This is a genomic window from Sporichthya polymorpha DSM 43042, assembly GCF_000384115.1.
GTDB lineage: Bacteria > Actinomycetota > Actinomycetes > Sporichthyales > Sporichthyaceae > Sporichthya > Sporichthya polymorpha.
The window spans coordinates 4,310,663-4,328,674 of the sequence record NZ_KB913029.1; the positions used below are offsets into that span (position 1 = coordinate 4,310,663).

The 18,012-nt window shown below is 72.2% G+C and carries 12 protein-coding genes; 5 read left to right on the plus strand and 7 right to left on the minus strand.

All coding sequences use genetic code 11. The features are described 5' to 3' along the window. Positions 1–395 precede the first annotated feature (395 nt). Genes SPOPO_RS0121010 through SPOPO_RS0121020 form a run of 3 tightly spaced genes read left to right on the plus strand, consistent with a single transcriptional unit; the run spans position 396 to position 3,193 of the window. Positions 396–1,154, plus strand: a complete 759-nt coding sequence (locus tag SPOPO_RS0121010; protein ID WP_028984981.1) for an SOS response-associated peptidase family protein — start codon at positions 396–398, stop codon at positions 1,152–1,154. A gap of 42 nt (positions 1,155–1,196) precedes the next feature. Continuing rightward, positions 1,197–2,219: a polysaccharide deacetylase family protein gene (locus SPOPO_RS0121015; protein ID WP_019877040.1), complete on the plus strand. Its 1,023-nt coding sequence runs from the start codon at positions 1,197–1,199 to the stop codon at positions 2,217–2,219. A 50-nt stretch (positions 2,220–2,269) separates the two neighbouring features. After that, entirely contained in the window at positions 2,270–3,193 is a 924-nt protein-coding gene (locus SPOPO_RS0121020; protein ID WP_019877041.1) for a dienelactone hydrolase family protein, read from the plus strand. An 18-nt stretch (positions 3,194–3,211) separates the two neighbouring features. Here the strand turns inward: SPOPO_RS0121020 and SPOPO_RS33110 are convergent, their stop codons facing one another. From SPOPO_RS33110 to SPOPO_RS0121050, 6 genes are all read right to left on the minus strand, one after another. Continuing rightward, positions 3,212–4,165, minus strand: coding sequence for a VldE C-terminal domain-containing protein (locus SPOPO_RS33110; protein ID WP_156870103.1), 954 nt, complete (start codon positions 4,163–4,165; stop codon positions 3,212–3,214). Positions 4,166–4,246: 81 nt separating this feature from the next. After that, positions 4,247–5,215, minus strand: coding sequence for a hypothetical protein (locus tag SPOPO_RS0121030; protein ID WP_019877043.1), 969 nt, complete (start codon positions 5,213–5,215; stop codon positions 4,247–4,249). A gap of 310 nt (positions 5,216–5,525) precedes the next feature. Further along, a complete protein-coding gene (locus tag SPOPO_RS0121035) occupies positions 5,526–7,394 on the minus strand; it encodes an ATP-binding cassette domain-containing protein (RefSeq protein WP_028984984.1) in 1,869 nt (622 codons plus the stop codon). Then, positions 7,391–9,583, minus strand: a complete 2,193-nt coding sequence (locus SPOPO_RS0121040; RefSeq protein ID WP_028984985.1) for an ABC transporter permease — start codon at positions 9,581–9,583, stop codon at positions 7,391–7,393. Before SPOPO_RS0121040 ends, SPOPO_RS0121035 begins: the two co-directional genes overlap by 4 nt. A 34-nt stretch (positions 9,584–9,617) precedes the next feature. Further along, the gene (locus SPOPO_RS0121045) at positions 9,618–11,363 is read right to left on the minus strand and encodes a type 1 periplasmic-binding domain-containing protein (RefSeq protein ID WP_019877045.1); all 1,746 of its coding nucleotides are present in this window, start codon (positions 11,361–11,363) and stop codon (positions 9,618–9,620) included. Further along, entirely contained in the window at positions 11,360–12,784 is a 1,425-nt protein-coding gene (locus SPOPO_RS0121050; protein ID WP_020629235.1) for a hypothetical protein, read from the minus strand. The genes SPOPO_RS0121045 and SPOPO_RS0121050 overlap by 4 nt, the downstream gene beginning before the upstream one ends. Before the next feature lie 285 nt (positions 12,785–13,069). Here SPOPO_RS0121050 and SPOPO_RS0121055 point away from each other — a divergent pair, with 285 nt between their 5' ends. After that, the gene (locus SPOPO_RS0121055; protein WP_019877046.1) at positions 13,070–13,570 is read left to right on the plus strand and encodes a GbsR/MarR family transcriptional regulator; all 501 of its coding nucleotides are present in this window, start codon (positions 13,070–13,072) and stop codon (positions 13,568–13,570) included. A 98-nt stretch (positions 13,571–13,668) separates the two neighbouring features. After that, entirely contained in the window at positions 13,669–16,266 is a 2,598-nt protein-coding gene (locus SPOPO_RS30885; RefSeq protein ID WP_019877047.1) for an MMPL family transporter, read from the plus strand. Here the strand turns inward: SPOPO_RS30885 and SPOPO_RS0121065 are convergent. Beyond that, entirely contained in the window at positions 16,203–17,951 is a 1,749-nt protein-coding gene (locus tag SPOPO_RS0121065; protein WP_019877048.1) for an ABC transporter substrate-binding protein, read from the minus strand. The genes SPOPO_RS30885 and SPOPO_RS0121065 overlap by 64 nt on opposite strands. Between the last annotated feature and the right edge of the window lie 61 nt (positions 17,952–18,012).

Genomic DNA, 18,012 nt, shown 5'->3' on the forward strand with positions numbered 1-18,012 from the left:
CACTGTGCGCTGCTGAGTGAGGCTTCTAAACCTTCATCTGGCAAAGGCACTCAGACCCCGAACAGGACCGGCACGCCACGTACTGCGCGAACCTCCTGGCGAACATCTCGGACTCGTCGAGCGCGTACTCGGCCCATTCTTCGCCGTGGAGCGAGTCGGAGATCAGCTGACGGACGGTCGGCGTCCGGCGCAGCACCTCTACTGCGGGGGCGGCGTCCAGGCCACCAACATCGTCCAGGACGGGGCCGAGCTCGTGGAGTGCTGTCCGGGAAGCGCGAGCGTCGACGCCATCTCGATCGCCCGAGCGTTTTACGTCATTGATGGATGCTGCGGGGCCTCTGCGGCATGACGGCAGTATCCCGCGTCCGTCGGTGGGGCCGACTACCGTGGCGGGTGTGTGTGGGAGGTACGGAGCGAGCTGGGGGGTGGACGACCTCGTCGCCGAGTTCGATCTGGACTCGGTCGACGTGCCGGTCTCCGAGCGCCTCGAGGCTGACTACAACGTCGCGCCGACGAAGCCGGTGTACGCGGTCGTGACGCGGCGGGGCCGGGACGAACCGGCCGAGGCCGAGGCCACGCGCCGCCTGGCGACGCTGCGGTGGGGCCTCGTGCCGTTCTGGGCCAAGGACCCGAAGATCGGCGCCCGCATGATCAATGCGCGGATCGAGACCGCGGCCGAGAAACCGGCGTTCCGGGAGGCGTTCGCGAAGCGGCGCTGCCTGCTCCCCGCCGACGGCTACTACGAGTGGTACACCCCGACCGACGGGGCGGCGAAGAAGCAGCCGTTCTTCATCCGTCGCCGTGGCGGCGGGGTGCTCGCGATGGCCGGCCTCTACGAGTTCTGGCGCGACCCCACCAAGGACCGCGACGACCCCGACGCGTGGTGGCGGACCTGCACCGTCATCACGACGACGGCCAGCGATGCGATCGGCGAGATCCACGACCGCCAGCCGATGTTCGTCGAGCCCGGGGCGTGGGCCGATTGGCTGAGTCCCGAGCAGTCGGACCCGGACGCCCTCCGCGGGCTGCTCGTCCCCAGCCCGGGCGACGGGCTCGAGGCCTACCCCGTCTCGACCGCGGTCAACAACCACCGCAACAACGGCCCGGAGCTCGTCGTGCCCCTCGAGCACGCCGAGCCGCAGACACTCTTCTGACGGCATCCGGTGTTCTGACCAGCGGTGCGCGACCATGGGTCGGTGCGACCGATCGTCCCCGCCCTCGCCCTGCTTCTCGGTGCGCTGCTGCCGGCCGCCTGCGCCGACGACGCCGACCGCGCCGCTCCGACCCCGGCCGGCTCGACGACCGCGACCGCCGTGCCGACGGCGAGCGCGGGCCCGACCGCGGACCCCGCCCGCCTCGCCGCCCTCGGGGTCAACGAGCTCGGCGCGATCCCGGTCTTCATGTACCACCAGTTCGTCGAGAAGCCCCGGCGCATCTACGACATGAGCCCGGACGCGTTCCGGGAGCAGCTGCAGACCCTGTACGACGCGGGGTACCGCCCGATCACCGCGGCCGCGCTCGCGGCCGGGGAGATCGACCTCCCGGCCGGCCGCCATCCGGTGGTGCTCACCTTCGACGACTCCACCTGGGACCAGGCCAGGCTCCGGCCCGACGGCACCATCGACCCGAAGTCCGCCGCCGGCATCCTCGAGGAGTTCGAGCGGGAGCACCCGGACTTTCCCGCCGTCGCCACGTTCTTCGTCAACTCCACGCCCGAGCCGTTCACCGACCGGCGGGTGCTGACCTGGCTCGCCGAGAACGGTCATGAGATCGCCGCCCACACCTGGTCGCACGCGGACCTCGGCAGGCTGGACGACGCCGGCGTGCAGGCCGAGATCGGGCAGGACATCGCGTGGCTGGAGGAGGCCGTGCCCGGCCTGACGGTCCGGACGCTCGCGGTGCCGTTCGGTGTGCACCCCCGCAACCGGGAGCTGCTCCGGGCGGGGAGCCACGACGGCGTGCCCTATCGGTTGGAGGCAGTGTTCGGGGTGTCGGAGATCGCGTCCCCGTCGCCGTTCTCGCTCCGCTTCGACCTCTTCGACATCCCCCGGCTCGACACCGGTCTCGGCGTGCGCGACGCGCAGGACGCGCTCGAGCGGCTGGCCGCGGACCCGACCCTGCGCTACACCTCCGACGGGGACCCGGACCGGATCACCTTCCCCGCCGACCGCGCCGACCGGCTGAACCCCGACCTCGCCGACCGCGCCCACGCCTACTGACCGCCGTAACCCCCTCGGGATTCCCAGCTTCGTGATCTAGGTTGCGCGCCATGGCGATGCGCGAGTACCTGGTGGGCGAGGTTGCCGAGGAGTACGCGGAAGGGCTGCTCAGCCGCCGGGAAGCGGTGCGCCGGCTCGGTCTGCTCGGCGTCGCGTTGCCCGGCGCGACGGCCCTGCTGGCGGCCTGCGGCGGGGACGACGACGATGCCGAGGCCGAGGGGCCGCAGGCGACGCCCGCCGGCCCGGTCACCCCGGCGGCGACGCCACCGCCCGGCAAGGACGTCGGCAAGCTGATCACCTACACCGCGGACGGCCAGCGGTTCCGCGCGGCGTACAAGGCCGCGGCGAAGCCGAAGGGCGCGGTGCTCGTCATCCACGAGAACAAGGGCCTGACGACCCACTTCTTCGAGCTCGTCGGACGGATGGCGGCCAACGGGTACAGCGCGCTGTGCGTCGACCTGCTCTCGCGCGAGGGCAAGGACGGGCTGGCGGGCTTCGACGACCAGGCGGCCGCCACGGCGGCGCTGTCCGCGATGCCGGCCGAGCAACTGCTGGGTGACCTCAGGTCGGCGGCGGACGAACTGCTCGAGCGCGCCGGGGACGACCTGAAGCTCGGCGCCATGGGGTTCTGCTTCGGCGGTGGGATGACGTGGAACCTGCTGCAGAAGGGGCCCGGGCAGGAGCGGCGGCTGCGCGCCGCGATCCCGTTCTACGGACCGGCCCCGGCCGAGCCCGACTTCACCGGGTCCAGGGCAGCCGTCCTGGGTATGTTCGCCGGGGACGACGAGCGCGTGAACGGCACGATGGCCGCGGCCGAGGAAGCGCTCCAGACCGCGAAGCTGACCTACGAGATCAAGGTCTGGGACGGTGCCCAGCACGCGTTCTTCAACGACACGGGGGAGCGGTACGACGAGACTGCCACCACCGCCGCGCAGAAGCAGCTGCTCGCCTGGTTCGACAAGCACCTGGCCTGAAGCAGCGTCAGCGCTGGATCAGGAACCCCGGACCACGTCCACGTGGATGTGGTCGAGATGACGCAGCGTCACATTCGTGACGTTGCCGGACGGGTGGACGTAGGGGCGCCACCCGAGCGGTGAGTTGACGTTCGACCAGAGCATGTCGTCGAAGATGAGGGTGGCGATCTGGTAGTAGTCGGCGTGCGCGACCAACCAGTGCGCCAGCAGCCAGCCCCGGGCCTTGTTGTCGGCGTCGTCGAGGCTGAAGAAGATGTCGACCGCCCGGCCGTCGTAGTGCGCCGAGTTCTCGATGTGGCCGCCGGTGACACCGCCCGGCGCGAACCCGCCGATCGGCCGGCCGCCGTAGGCCTCGGCCCACCCGCGGATCAGCGCGAGCGACCGCATCGTCAGACCGGTCGTCGTCATCGGCTGGGCCGGCATGGAGCGCTGGGGGGTCACGCAGGTGAGGGCGTGCGGGCGGAACAAGGCGTAGACGGCGTCAAGAGAGGTCGTGCGCGGCGACGGGTCCTTGCGCTTGCGCTTGATCTCCTCGACGGACTGGTCGGGCCGCAGCGGGACCCGGCCCTCCTTCTGCAGGGACCGGTCGAAGGCCCGCGCGGCCCGGACGTAGTTCCGGCCGTCGCGGTAGGCCACCGCGGTCAGCATCGTGAGCGTCCGCGCCGCCGTCATGTCGATCTCCCAGACCCCGTAGCCGAGGTCGAGGCGGCACTCCGCGTTCTTCGTGGTCGGGGCGGGCACGACTCGCGGGCCCTTCGTCCGCACCGCGGAGCGCGTGGCGATCGGGCGGTCGCGGCCGGACATGTCGAGCAGGCTGCTCGACCCGGCGGGCGCCTCGGGCGCCGCCGGCGTGGCGGACCCGTCACTGCGCGTGGCCTGCACGGTGACGGCGCCGGCCGCCAGCAGGATCGCGGCGAGGCCGACGCCGAGGAACCGATTGACGGCCTGGCTGGGCGGGCGGTGCTTGCTCATCCCCACCATTCTCTCAGATTTCCCGGGAAGTGTCGGGGGACGCGGGGCCCACGCCGCCCTCCGGGAGGACCTGACGGGCGGTCAGGACTTCTTGCTCTTGCTCGACTTCTTGGCCGAACCGGACTTCTTGGTGTCCTTCGCGGACGAACCGGCCGCCACCGAGACGAACAGGCGGCCCGGCCGCGCCGGCGAGGAGGTCGTGGCGGGGTCCGGGGACCGCCAGCCGACGGTCGGCGCCCAGATCAGGTCGCCGTAGGCGATGGTGTCGAGCTTGTAGTCGGCGCCGCGGGCGGTCAGCCAGTGCGCCACGACCCAGCCGGCGTTCGCCTCGGGCGTCGCCACCGGCGACGAGGCGGGGGAGGCGACCGGGGAGATCGTGTCGGGCACCGTGACGCTGAGTGCGCGCCCGGCCGCGCCGGCGGGGTTGTCCTTGGCCTTGGGTCCGAAGGTGCTCATCGCCAGCTTGCCGAACGCGTCGACGATCCCCTGCCGCATGACGTCGGCCCGCGGGGTGAGACCCGACTTGCCGCGGCTCTCCGCGGCCGCCACGGGCGCGGCGAACGCGCAGGTGAGCCCGCCCGGCTCGGTCAGGGCCCGCAGCTTGGCGACCGACGCTGCGGTGGGCACCGCCGAGTCCTCGCGGGTGAACAGGTCGAGCGCCTCGGTAACCGACGGGGACTTGCCCGGCTTGCCGGCCGCGACGTCGAGGACGCGCGCGACCATCTCCTCGGGTGCCTTGACCTGCCAGCCGACGGCGGCGATCTGGGTCAGCGTCCGGGCGTCCGCGAGCGAGGTCGCCAACGGCTTGCCGGCGACGCGGAGGAAGCAGGTGTTGACGGCCGGGGCGGAGATCGGGTCGGCGGCCGACATGGCCTGCACGACGCCCTTGTCCGGGCTGCCGTCGGTGGTGGAGGAGGAGTTCCCGCCCCCGAGGGTCACCGCGGCGGTCAGGGCCGCCACACCGACGCAGACGCCGACCAGGGGCACGACCGGCCCGCCGCGCAGCGACAGGCCTGAGCCTGCCCGTGGGCTCCGCGCTCGTGCCGCCATCGCGTTCTCCTCGACGTACTGCGCCAGGTTCGGCGCACTGACAGGTACAGAGTGCGGCTTAACCGGTCGCCGTGTCCGCACGCTGAGAAATCGTTGGTCCGATCAGGCGACGAGAAACCGTACAAAACCGGACGAGGTGGCCCACGCCACCTCGGCGCCCCCGAACACACCGGTTTGAAACTGGCCGCGGCGGGGAATCCCCACCGGCTGCGCTCGTGCCCGCCCTGCTCCGTTCTTCCGTTCCCACCCCGGGGCCGACCCGACGACGTCGTGGAGTCGGCCGACCGCTCACGGCGCCGTCACGTCGTCGTCACGACGCCGCGGCAGCCTCCGCTCCAAGGTACGTGGCGATGACCGTCGGGTCGGACAGCACCTCGTCCGGCGGACCCTGCGCGACCACCCGGCCGGACTCCAGGGCGATGATGCGGTCGCAGGTGCGCCGCAGCAGCCCGACGTCGTGCTCGACGATGACCAGCGCCCCGCCGGTGGCCTCCCGGATGCGCTTCATCAGCGGCCCCATCAGCTCCGCCTCCGCGCGGGCCAGGCCGGCCGCGGGCTCGTCGAGCAGGAGCACGTCGGGTTCCTGGGCGAGCAGGCACCCGAACTCCACGAGGCGGCGGGAGCCGGTCGAGAGCTCGCTGGCGAACCGGTCCTGGAAGACCCCGAGCCCGAGCAGCGTGATGATGCGGTCGACCCGCTCGGCGACGTCGATCTCCGAGAGCAGGGACGCCGGCAGCCGCAGGGCGGCCGCCAGGGGCTCCCGGGAGGTCACCCAGCGTTCGCAGGACACCGCGATGGTCTCGGTGACCGTGAGGCCGGGGAAGAGCTTCGCGTCCTGGAACGAGCGGCCCAGGCCGAGGTGTGCGCGCGCCTGCGGCGTCAGGTCGGTGACGTCGGTGCCCTTGAAGTACACCCGGCCCGTGTCGGGGACCAGGAATCCCGACATCGCGTCGAGGATCGTGGTCTTGCCGGCGCCGTTCGGGCCCATCAGGCCGACGATCTCGCCCGCGGAGATGTCGATGTCCACCCCGGCGATCGCCGCGACACCGCCGAACGTCTTCCGCAGGTTCCGGGTCGCGATCGCGACCTTGGGCGTCGGCGCCGCGTCCGCGGCCGCGTCGAGCGCCTCCGCGATGTCGGCGAAATCCTCGTCCTCGTCGTCGGACCCGGCCGCGCGCTTCGGCGCCGGCCGAGCCTCCCTCACGACCCGGGGCAGCTCTCCGGTCTCGTCGTCGAGCTCGACCCCCTCGGCCCGGGTCCCGGTGACGTTGACCGGCCGCGCCCCACCCCCACTGGAGATGTCATCTTCAGTGGGGGTTCGAGCGGGGGAGTCCTCCAGGTGGAGCTCGTCGATGTGCGGGAGCTCCTCCCTGTCGTGGGAGCGCTTTTCCGGGGGGTCGTCGGGGGGCGGAGCCCCCCGACTGTCTTGCTCAAGAGCGCCGGCGAGGAAGACGGAGCGGATCAGGTCGCCGCGGTCGAGGATCTCCTGCGCGGGGCCGGAGAAGCGGACCTCGCCCTTCTCCAGGAACATCGCGCGGTCGGAGACCTTGAGCACGAGCTCGGCGGACTGCTCGACGAGCAGGATGCCGAGGCCCTCGTCGCGCAGGTGCCGGACGACGTCGAGGAGCTCGCTGACGATCGCCGGGGCGAGGCCGAGGGAGAGCTCGTCGATGAGCAGGACGCGCGCGCCGGGCTTGCCGTCGGTGCCGGCGGGACCCTGCACGAGTGCCTGCGCGAGCGCCAGCATCTGCTGCTGACCGCCGGAGAGCAGGCCGGCGCGGTCCTCCATGCGGGTCGTCAGCGCGGGGAAGAGCTCGATCGCGCGGGTGACGGCGGCGGCGCAGTAGTCCTTGTCCTTCCGCGTGACCCAGGTGGCCATGCGCAGGTTCTCGGCGACCGACAGGTCGGGGAAGATGCCGCGGCCGCCGGGCATGTACGCCAGGCCCAGCCGCGCCATCTTCATCGGCGACCAGCCGGTGGTGTCCTTGCCGTCGAAGCGGACCTTGCCGTGCCGCGGCGGTGTCAGGCCCGAGATCGCGCGTAGCAGCGTCGACTTGCCCGCGCCGTTGGTGCCGAGCAGGCCGAGGACCTCGCCGGCGTCGACGCGGACGTCCACGCCGTGGAGCACCTTGTTGCGCCCGTACGAGACCTGCAGGTCCGTGCACTCGAGAAGGCTCATCCCGCACCTGCCGGTCGCTGGGTCGGCCGCGGGCCTGGGCCATCCTCGCCCGTCGCCAGCGGGTCGGGGCCGGCGGCGGACAGGCGTCCGCCGATGGAGGCCAGGTCGACCTCGGTCGCGCCGGTCTCCCCTCCGGGACCGGCGAGGGTGATGCCGCGCATCCGCGCGACGGTGCGGAACCAGAAGCCGCGCGCGGAGATCACTACGCGGGCCAGACCGCCGGGCAGGACGAGCAGGACGAACAGCACGCCCGCGCCGGTGACGAACAACTGCATGCCGCCGGAGAGGTTGTACTTCGCGACGGCGAGGAAGATCGCGCCGAGCAGGGCGCCGGTGACCGACGTCGCGCCGCCGAGCACGACCATCGTGAACGCCTCGAAGGAGATCGCGGGGGAGTATGTGCCCGCCCGGACGCCGTCGAGCGCGATGACGTGCATCGAGCCGGCCAGACCCGCGAGCGCGCCGCTGACCGCGAACGCCGCGAGCTTGATCTTCGTCGGGCTCAGGCCACGGGCGGCGGCCGCGCGCTCGTTGTCGCGGACCGCGATCATCGCCCGGCCGGTGCGGCTGTGCCGGATGCCGTGCACCAGCACGAGCGCCAGGGCCAGCACCGTCAGGCAGAACCAGTACAGCGTTTTCTCGTTGTAGAGGTCGAAGCGCTCGAGCACCAGCGGCCGGTCGACCTGCGTGGGGATCGCCTCGGGGAAGTTCGCCGGGTTCAGGAAGAACGTCGAGAGCGGCACCGCGAACGCCAGCGTCGTGACGCCGAGGAACAGACCCCGGATCCGCAGCGCGGGAATGCCGATGGCGACGGCGGTCAGCATGCCGGCGCCCATGCCCGCGAGCATGGCGAGAAGCAGGTCGGCCCCGGTCTTCGCGACGAGGTCGCCGGCGACGACCGCACCGACGCCGGCGATCGCGAACTGCCCGAGGCTGATCTGCCCGGCCCAGCCGGTGAGGACGACGAGCGAGACCGCGACCAGACCGTAGATCACCGTCACGGTGCCGAGCAGGCTGATCTGACTGGGGCTCAGCTGGTAGGGAAGCGCGATGGCGGCGGCGATGACCCCGCCGAGCAGGAGGCGACGGCCCCAGATGATCTCCGGCAGGTGCCGGATCTCCGCGGGCACCGGCGGCATCTCGTCGGCGGTGTTCCAGCCCGCGGTGTTCGCGTCGGCGGCGCGGGTGAGCTGGTGCCGCTGCAGCAGCAGCGCAATGAGGACCGCGACGAGCAGGAAGACGTCCACGTAGCTCGAGCGCGAGGTGTTCCAGAAGACCGCCTGCTGGAAGACGCCGACGCCGATGCCGGCGAACACCGCGCCGGACAGGCTCTCCATCCGCGCGATGACGGCGGCGGCGAGGGCCGGCAGCAGCAGCGCCGGCCCGCCGGCGATCTCGCCGCCCTGCCCCACCAGCGGGGCCGAGAGCATCGCCGCGAGGGCGGACAGCGCACCGGCCAGGGCCCAGACCAGCGTCGACAGGCGCCGCACCGGGATGCCCAGCAGCATCGCGCGCTCGGCGTTCGAGGACGTCGCACGGATGCCGACGCCGACGGCGGAGTTGCGCAGGAACAAGGCGAACAGCAGCAGCACGATCGGGACGGTCACGAGGATCATCACGTGCGCGCCGGTGAAGACCAGGCCCTCGAAGGTGAACTTGATGTCGAGCGGGGTGCGGAACGACCCCTGCAGCCCGCCGAACCCGCCCCCGGACCCGACGATGCTCGGCACCGCGAACTGAAGAGCCGCCAGAATCTGCGCGAGACCGATGGTGGCGACGGTCAGGATCAGCCGCGGGGCCCAGAACAGTCGCTGCACTACGAGCCGGTCGCAGAGCGCGCCGATGACCGCCGCGACCACCAGGCCCACGCCGAGCGCCACGTAGTAGTTCCAGCCCTTGACGAGGAAGAGCTGCACGGCCAGGAACGCCGCTGCCGACCCCAGCGCGGCCTGCGCGAAGTTGATGATCCGCGAGGACCGGTAGACCAGCACCAGCCCGAGGGCCGACAGACCGGTCAGCGACCCGAGGACCACGCCCTGCAGCACGACGCCGAGGGGCAGGCCGGACGGGAGGACGGCGTTCAGCACCACCCAGACCAGCGGGGCGGCGACCACCATTCCGACCGCGCGCTTGCGCTTGTCGGCCAGTGCGGCGGGGACGGCGGCGGGAACGGCGGGCAGCGGGCTCACCCTTCGACTCGGCTTCCGGGATCCGGCCGGGCCGCTACGGCGCCACGGCCGGCGGCGTCGGCATGGTCACCCGCGCCGGCCAACTCGCCCCGACGTAGCGCCTGCCACCGTTGAGGGGCACGCACCGGCCGGGCCGGTTGTTGAACGGCGAGAGCGCCTTCGGGTCGTAGTAGAACTCCCGGGCGTCGTCGGTACTGGTGAAGTCGTTCGGGCCGAAGCTCCACTGGCCGTAGTCGCCGGTCCGTTTGCCGTAGCTGAACATGCCCTGGGCGAACGTCGCGGGCGTGAGGTTCGGACCGGCCTGCTGCAGACCGATGAACAGCATCATCAGCGTCTGGTAGGTCAGGTCGACCAGGGACGTCGGCTTGCCGTTCTTCATCGTGGCGAAGGCTTTGTACGCCTCGGTGTTCTTGCCCCCGCCGAAGCCGGTCAAATAGCTCTGGCCGAGGGCGAACTGCCACTGGTCGCTGTCGTAGAACTGACCGGCGACGTCGGCGTCGGTGCCGATGGTCCCGGAGACGAACCACTCCGGGTAGAAGTCCTGCTGGGTCGCCGAGCCCGTGAGGAAGAACGGCAGCAGCGGGTCGGTGACGAGCACCAGTGTCGTGACGCCGGCCGCCTTGAGCTGCGCGGCCATGTTCGGCGCCTCCTGCTGCAGCTTGGCGAACTGCAGCGCGTAGCGGATCTCCTTGGCGAACGAGATGCCCGCCGCCTTCAGCTTCGGCCGCGCCTCGTTGATGCACTGCGAGTACACGGCGTCGTCCGGGAAGATCAGGCCGTACTTGCGCGGCTTCTGACGCAGACTCGCGCTGCCCGCGCGCGTCGCGTTCTCGTTGGCCGGCAGGCGCTTCGCGATCAGGTCGACCGCGGAGTTCATCAGCGTCGTGCAGTCCACGAGCTGGCCCCAGGCGAACGGGGCGCGCTGGCGGTAGTAGCTCTGCGGCATGTGCAGGCCACCGATGGCGAGCACCTTCTGCCGCACGAGGGCGTCCATGTACGGCTGCGTCAGCGCGGAGATGTCGGCGAAGGCCTTGATCTCCTGCGCGACCTTCACCGCGTCCGCGTTCGCGCCCTCCTGGCCGCCACCGGCGATCTCGGCCTGGCCGTCCCCGCGACCGGTGTACCGGACGAGCTTCACCTTGCGGCCGTAGAGCTGGTAGTTCTTGTTGAAGTAGTCGACGAGGGTGTCCAGCTCGCGCTTGCGGTCCGCGGGGCTCGCCGAGATCCCGGCCTCCTCGGCCTTCTTCTCGAGCTCGCTGTCCTCGTCGTCCTCCTGCTCACGCTGGTCGGAGGCGCTGCTCTCGCGGATCGCGATCGTGATCGTGTCGGCGGAGACCCCGCGGTAGGTCGCACCGCCGTTGTTGCCACTGAAGTTCACGCAGGCGGGGGAGTACGCGCTGCCCGCGACCTGCAGGGCACCGCCCGCGCAGTTGCTCGCGGCGGCGACGCCCTGGGCGCGCGGCGCGCCGGCCGCCTGCGCGGTCGTCACGACCTTGCCGCCCTTGCCGGGCTTCGCGCCCGGGGCCGCGGCGCTGGTGCCCGGCGCGGCACCGGTCGTCCCCGGCGCACCGGCGACGACGGGCGCGCCCGCGGCGTCGACCCCGACCGCGCCGAGCTCGGGGCTCGTCGCGGCGTAGGGGTCCGGGCCCGCCATCGCGAGCTCGTTCGCGTCCCCCGGGGCCTTGCTGGGCACGGTGACCGTGACGAGAAGCAGGACCGCGATGACGCCGGCCAGCGGGCCGTAGCCCGACAGGATCAGCCGGTTCGGCCGGGGCTTCATCGCGCGCTCGCGGCCATCCGCAGCCGATCGCCGAGCGCCAGCACGACGACGGCGGCGAGTCCCAGCGCGAGCGCGAGGACGGCGAGACCGTTGTTCGTGTCCCCGGAGGATCCGAGGGCGGCGTTCTGGGTGGCGGGCGACTGAGCGGGGACCAGATTGGTGTCGGCCGGGACGTCACTGGCGGGGACGTCGCCGATGCCGGCGGAGACGGAGTCGACGGCCGGGGCGGACCCGGTCGACGAGCTGGGGACGTCCGAGTTCGTGGACGGCAGCAGCGGTACGACGGAATTCGTCGCGGCGTCGAGAGCGCTCTCGAGCTCGACCAGCGCGGAGCGGGCGCTCACGCCACCGATCTCGAGGCGACCGCCGCTGCGACCGCCGGCCCCGCCCACGAGGGCGTTGGCGACGATCTGGGCGGCCGCGGCGTCCGGGTTGGCGGCGATGACCGCCTCCATCAGCTGCGTGACGACCGGGGCGAGGGCGGCCGAGGCCTGGTTCGTCGGCTCGACGAGCGCCTCGGGGTTGCGGATCTGCAGGACGAGCGGGGCGACCGAACCGCCGCCGGCGTCGGCGAGGTTGGTCGGCGCGTCGAGCACGAGGCCGAGCGGCGCCAGTTGCTGGTTGGCCTGCGCCAGGCTCGAGGCGAGCTCCGCAGGGCTGTCCACCGGCAGGCTCTGACCTGCGACGGTCAGGGAGCCGAGAGAGAAGCCGGAGGTGGCGTCCGCCGCGTTCTTCTGGTCGGCGGCCCACCGCAGTCCGGTGAGGACGACCTGCCCGGCGCCGAGGTCGAGCTTGTCGAGGACGACCTCGGACCCGGCCCCGTTCTTCGTGGCGTTGGCGATCGAGCGGCCGCCGGCGAGTTCGAACAGGCCCGGGAGCGTCAGCGTCGGGCCCTGCACGGTGCCGGTCGCGGCGAGCGGGTCCTTGGTGGCCGACGCCGACTCCTTGCCGAGAAAGGCCTGCGGGTCGGTCGCGCCGCCGGGAGCCGGCAGGGCCGGGGCGCCCGCGGCGGCGAACGGGTCGCGCTCGACGGTCTCGCCGGTGCCGGCGTCGCCGCCCTCGCTGTCCGCGCTGATGGGCGCCGGGATCTCCAGCGCCGGCAGACCCTCGGGCGCCTGGCCGGACGCCGCGCCCCCGGCGAGCGTGCCGAGCAGACCGAAGTCGGCGGCGGCGGCGGAGGCCTGCGACGTGCCGTTGGCGACCTGCGCGGTCACCAGACCGACGCTGGTCGTGACGCCGGGGAGTCCGACGTACGGGACCACCCGGGCCAGCACCGCCTGCGACTGACCCTGAGCGTCGGTGGCCGGTGCGTTCTTCGCCGACCCCTTCTTCTCCGGGCCGGCGTAGCCGGAGGCGGACGCGGCAATCAGCGCGGCCGCGGCCAGGGGCAGTCCGAGCCGGATGCGACGGCTCGCCCTCATGGGCGCCTCCCCAGGTTCCAGGGGTGTGGATTGACGGTTCGGCGGCCGAAGTGGGACCGTCGATCCGCCACTTTCACACTATTCGGAAATTCGTGAACGAGGTACCAGGAGACGCGAAGTCTTTACCGGTTCCGGTCATTGTGCGCCGGAACACTGTCTTCGGGCTGTGGGCGCACGAGATCCACCGGATCGGTGCCAACCGCATACCTGGGCTTGGAACCGGCGATAAAGTCGCCAGGCCCGCAGGACAGGGAGTCAGTGGGCGAGTCAGTGGGGAGGACGCGGGTGAGCTCCAGCGCCGAGGCGGCCCAGCCGGACGGCACGACCTCCGGGGCGGACACCCTGCGCACCTTCGTCGAGCGGATGTCGCTCGCGCTCCACGAGCGCGGCTGGGGCCGCATGCCGGCCCGGGTCTACGTGGCCCTGCTCTGCGACGAGCGCGAGCAGCTCACGGCGCGCCAGCTCACCGAGATCCTCGGGGTGAGCGCGGCGGCGATCTCCTCCGCCGTCAATCAGCTCATCGACTCCGGCCTGGTCGAACGCGACGCGGTGCCGGGCTCGCGCCAGGAGCACTACCGGCTCTCCCCGGGCGGCATCCTCGACGCGGTGCTGCGCAAGCAGGAGGCGTACCCGCACCTGGCCGACCTCGCCGACGAGGGCGCCGAGGTGCTCGGGTCGGACTCCCCGGGGGCGGAGCGCCTGGGCGAGCTGGCCGACTTCGTCCGGTTCATGGACGGAGAACTCAAGGAGATCGCCGAGCGTTGGAAGGAACGGCGCCGGTCCTGACGTTGTGAGGGTCCCCCGGGGGCGATCTCGGGAACCGAGTTGTGCGCGACGGGCGTCTTCATTCACAATTCTCTGAAACTTGTGAAGATCGGGGATCCGTGGCGCTGCTGTTGTACCGGCTCGGCCGGTGGTGCTTTCGCCGGCGCCGTTGGGTCGCGGCGCTGTGGCTCGTCGCCCTGCTCGGCGGCGGGGTCGCAGCCGGCACGCTCGCCGGCGAGACGTCGGACGAGTTCACGATCCCCGGCACCGAGAGCCAGAAGGCGATCGACCTGCTCGCGGAGAAGTTCCCGTCCTCGGGTGTCGACGGGGCGACCGCACGCGTGGTCTTCACGGCCCCGGACGGGGACGACCTGCGCTCGGACTCCCGCCGCGAGGCGATCGGCCGCGTCGTCGAGGAGCTGCGCTCAGCGCCTCAGGTCGGCGTGGTCGTCGACCCGTTCGAGGCTGACGCGATCTCCCCGGACGGCCGCACCGCGTACGCGCAGGTGCAGTACCTCGTGCAGAGCATGGAGCTCACCGAACAGGCGCGCGAGGCGCTGACCGAGGCCGCGGAACCGGCGCGCACCGCCGGGGTCGGGGTCGCGTTCGGCGGTGACGCCTCCGAGGCCGAGCAGGAGGAGAGCCTCGCCGAGGTCGTCGGCATCGTGATCGCCGGTTTCGTCCTGGTGCTGACGCTCGGATCCCTGGTGGCGTCGGGCCTTCCGCTGCTCAACGCGATCGTCAGCGTCGCGCTGTCGATGATGGCGATCACGACGGCGACCGGCTTCGTCGAGCTGTCCTCGAGCGCGTCCTCGCTCGCCCTGATGCTCGGGCTCGCAGTCTCGATCGACTACGCCCTGTTCATCCTGTCCCGCTACCGCTTCGAGCTCACGGCCGGGCGCGACCCGGAGGAGGCGGTCGGCCGCGCCGCCGGTACCGCCGGCTCTGCGGTGGTGTTCGCCGGTCTGACCGTCGTCATCGCGCTCGCCGCGCTCTCGGTCGTCAACATCCCGTTCCTCACCGCGATGGGCCTCGGAGCCGCCGCGACCGTGGTGGTCGCGGTCGTCGTCGCCCTGACGCTGCTGCCGGCGATGCTCGGCTTCGCCGGCGAGCGGGTGAAGGCCGGGCGCTTGCCCGGCAAGCTGCGCCGCCTCGGCGTGCCGCGCGCCGACCGGCCGACCCTCGGCGCCCGCTGGGTCGGTCTGACCCTGCGTCACCGGGTCGTGGCGGTCGTCGCCTCCGTCGTCGGCCTGCTCGTGCTCGCGCTGCCGCTGCTCGACCTGCGCCTCGGCATGCCCGGCGACGACACCCGCGCGACGGACACCACCCAGCGCCAGGCCTACGACCAGCTCGCCGCGGGTTTCGGCCCCGGCTTCAACGGCCCGCTGATGGTGGCGGTCGAGCCGCGGCCCGGCACCGACCTGACGATCGCCGCCAACACCGTGCGGGACCGCCTCGGCGAGCTCGAGGGCGTCGTCGCCGTCACCGGCCCGAACCTGAACGACGCGGCCGACGCCGCGATCGTCACGGTCGTCCCGGCGACCGGCCCGACGGCGGCCGAGACCACCGACCTCGTCAACCGGATCCGCGGCGCCACCGGCGACGCGATCAGCGACGAGGCCAACGTCGAGCTCGCCGTCACCGGATCGACGGCGATCCTCATCGACGTCTCGGACAAGCTCGACGCCGCACTCGCACCGTTCCTGCTGGTGGTCGGCGGGCTCGCGTTCGTCCTGCTGCTCCTGGTGTTCCGCTCGATCCTCGTGCCGATCAAGGCCGTGCTGGGCTTCCTGCTCAGCGTCGCCGCGACCTTCGGCGCGGTGGTCGCGATCTTCCAGTGGGGCTGGTTCGACGCGATCGGGATCGGCGGCGAGGGCCCGGTCATCAGCTTCCTGCCGATCTTCATGATCGGTCTGGTCTTCGGCCTCGCGATGGACTACGAGGTCTTCCTCGTCACCCGCATGCGCGAGGAGTTCGTCCACGGGGCGGAGCCGACCCAGGCCGTCGCGGTCGGGTTCGAGCAGGGTGCCCGGGTGGTCACGGCCGCGGCCGTGATCATGATGAGCGTCTTCTTCGGCTTCATGCTCGCGCCCGACCCGATCCTGCAGTCGTTCGGGTTCGCGCTCGGGTTCGGGGTGCTCGTCGACGCGTTCGTCGTCCGCATGACGCTCGTGCCCGCGGTGCTCTCGCTGCTCGGCCGGTCGGCGTGGTGGATCCCGCGCTGGCTCGACCGGGCGCTGCCCGACGTCGACGTCGAGGGGGAGCGGCTGCGCGAGCAGCTCGACGGGCACGCGCCGGTCGGGATGGTGCCGGTGTCGGACTGGCCGGTGGTCTACGGCACGGTGCGCTCCAGCGACGGCACTGCGCTGCCGGGTGCGATCGTCACGCTCACGGATCTGCGGGGGCGTCAGATCGGGGCCGGCCAGGTCGGCGCCGACGGGACCTACCTGTGCCGCCTCGAGGCCGGGGCCGACGGCAGCACGGTCGTCGTCATCACCTCGGCGCCCGGCCACCGCACGGGGGTCAGCGAGGCGCGCGACGTCCTCGGCCCCACGCGCCGGCACGCGGTGCTCGCGCGCGAGGTCGTCGGCGGTCTGAACGGGTCCGCCAACGGCGCGAACGGTTCGGGCGCCAACGGTTCGGGCGCCAACGGTCAGGGCGCGGCGGCCGGCGGGGTCGGGACCGGCGGGGCCTGGGCGGGCCAACTGCCCCGGTAGCGCTTCGTGCCGCTGGGGGAGACGTACCGCCCGGGCTGGTTGTTGAACGCCGACAGCGCCCGCCGGTCGTAGTAGATCTCGCGGGCGTCGTCGATCGCGGTGTAGTCGTCCGGCCCCCAGCTCCAGTGGCCCAGCGGGCCGTCGGCGCCGGGGTAGGAGAACAGCCCGCGCGCGAATGTCTGCGGCGTCAGGTTCGGCCCGGCCATCTGCAACCCGATGAACAACATCAGCAGGGAGTAGTAGTCGAGGTCCCGCGTCATCGTGGGCTCGTCGTCGCGGATCTTCTTGTACGCGCGGTAGGACTCCGACGCCTGACCCTGCTTGATGTCGGCGAGGTAGCTCTGCCCGTAGGTGAACTGCCACTGGTCCTGGTCGTAGAACTGGCCGGCTACGTCGGCGTCGGTGAGGACGGTGCCGGAGAGGAACCACTCCGGCCAGAAGTCCTGCTGCGTCGCCGAACCGGACAGGAAGAACGGCAGGATCGGGTCGGTCACGAGGACCACCGTCGTCACGCCCGCGGCCTTCAGCTGCGCCGCCATGTTCGGCGCCTCCTGCTGCAGCTTCGCGATCTCGAGCGAGTACCGGATCTCCTTGGCGAAGTCGACCCCGGCGGCCTTGAGCTTCGGGCGGGCCTCGTTGATGCACTGCGCGTAGACCGCGTCGTCGGGGACGACGAGCCCGAACTTGCGCGGCTTCTGGCGCAGCGCGGCGCTGCCGGCCCGGGTCGCGTTGCCGGACGGCGGCAGCCGCTTGCTGATCAGGTCGACGGCGCTGGACAGCAGCGCCGTGCAGTCGACGAGCTGGCCCCAGGCGTAGGGCGCACGCTGCCGGTAGTAGGTCGAGGGCAGGTGCAGACCACCGAACGCGATGACCTTCTGCCGGACGAGCGCGTCGAGGTACGGCTGGCTGATCGCGGTCATGTCGGCGAAGGCGCCGATCTCCTGAGCCACCTTCAGACCGTCCGCGTTCGCGCCCTCCTGCCCCGTCCCGCCGAGTTCCTTGATGGCGTCCCCGCGGCCCTTGTAGGTCACGATCTTCACCTTGCGGCCGTACAGCTCGTAGGTGCGGTTGAAGTACTCGAGCAGGGCCGCGCGGGTGCGCTCGGTCGCCTCGGGGCTCGCGACGATGCCCTTCTTCTCCGCGGTCTTGGCCAGCTCGGAGTCCGAGTCGCCGAGCGGATTGCCGATGTCCCGGTAGGCGATCGTGATCGTGTCCTTCGTGACCCCGCGCGCGGTCGCGCCGCCGTTGTTCTTCCCGTCCCAGACCAGGCACGGCGGCGAGTACGCGGAGTTGCCGTCCTGCTTCGCCCCGCCCGAGCAGGTCTTGGCGGTCCGGCCGGCGACCGCCGCGGTGCCGGAACGGTCGCCCTTCGACCCGGCCGCGGGGGCCACGGGGGCGTTCGGACTCCCGGCCGCGGCCTGCGGCCCCGTCGCGGTGGGCGCGGTCCCGGCGGGGAGGTTCCCCGCGGGCGGAGCGGTCCCGGGCGCCGGGGCGAGGCCCGCGGTCGTCTCACCGCCGAACTGGGTGAGCTGCTCGTCCTCCTGCGGGCGGCTCGGGACGAGCATCGTCACCAGCAGCAGGAGCACCACGAGGGCCGCGAGCGGTCCGTACCCGCGCAGGATGAGCCGGTCGGCGGGACGGCTCTGCCCCGAACCCGAACCGGCCTTCGGTCCATCCGCGGTCATGGCGGAAGCGTAGGTGACGCTCCGTCGATTCCCTCTTCACCCGTACGGCACATGCGCCCCG

Excerpts from the sequence above, each read along its gene's own strand:
- SPOPO_RS0121020 (WP_019877041.1), top strand. The coding sequence starts at position 2,270 with ATGGCGATGCGCGAGTACCTGGTGGGCGAGGTTGCCGAGGAGTACGCG.
- SPOPO_RS33110 (WP_156870103.1), bottom strand. The coding sequence starts at position 4,165 with ATGAGCAAGCACCGCCCGCCCAGCCAGGCCGTCAATCGGTTCCTCGGC.
- SPOPO_RS0121030 (WP_019877043.1), bottom strand. The coding sequence starts at position 5,215 with ATGGCGGCACGAGCGCGGAGCCCACGGGCAGGCTCAGGCCTGTCGCTG.
- SPOPO_RS0121035 (WP_028984984.1), bottom strand. The coding sequence starts at position 7,394 with ATGAGCCTTCTCGAGTGCACGGACCTGCAGGTCTCGTACGGGCGCAAC.
- SPOPO_RS0121045 (WP_019877045.1), bottom strand. The coding sequence starts at position 11,363 with ATGAAGCCCCGGCCGAACCGGCTGATCCTGTCGGGCTACGGCCCGCTG.
- SPOPO_RS0121050 (WP_020629235.1), bottom strand. The coding sequence starts at position 12,784 with ATGAGGGCGAGCCGTCGCATCCGGCTCGGACTGCCCCTGGCCGCGGCC.
- SPOPO_RS0121065 (WP_019877048.1), bottom strand. The coding sequence starts at position 17,951 with ATGACCGCGGATGGACCGAAGGCCGGTTCGGGTTCGGGGCAGAGCCGT.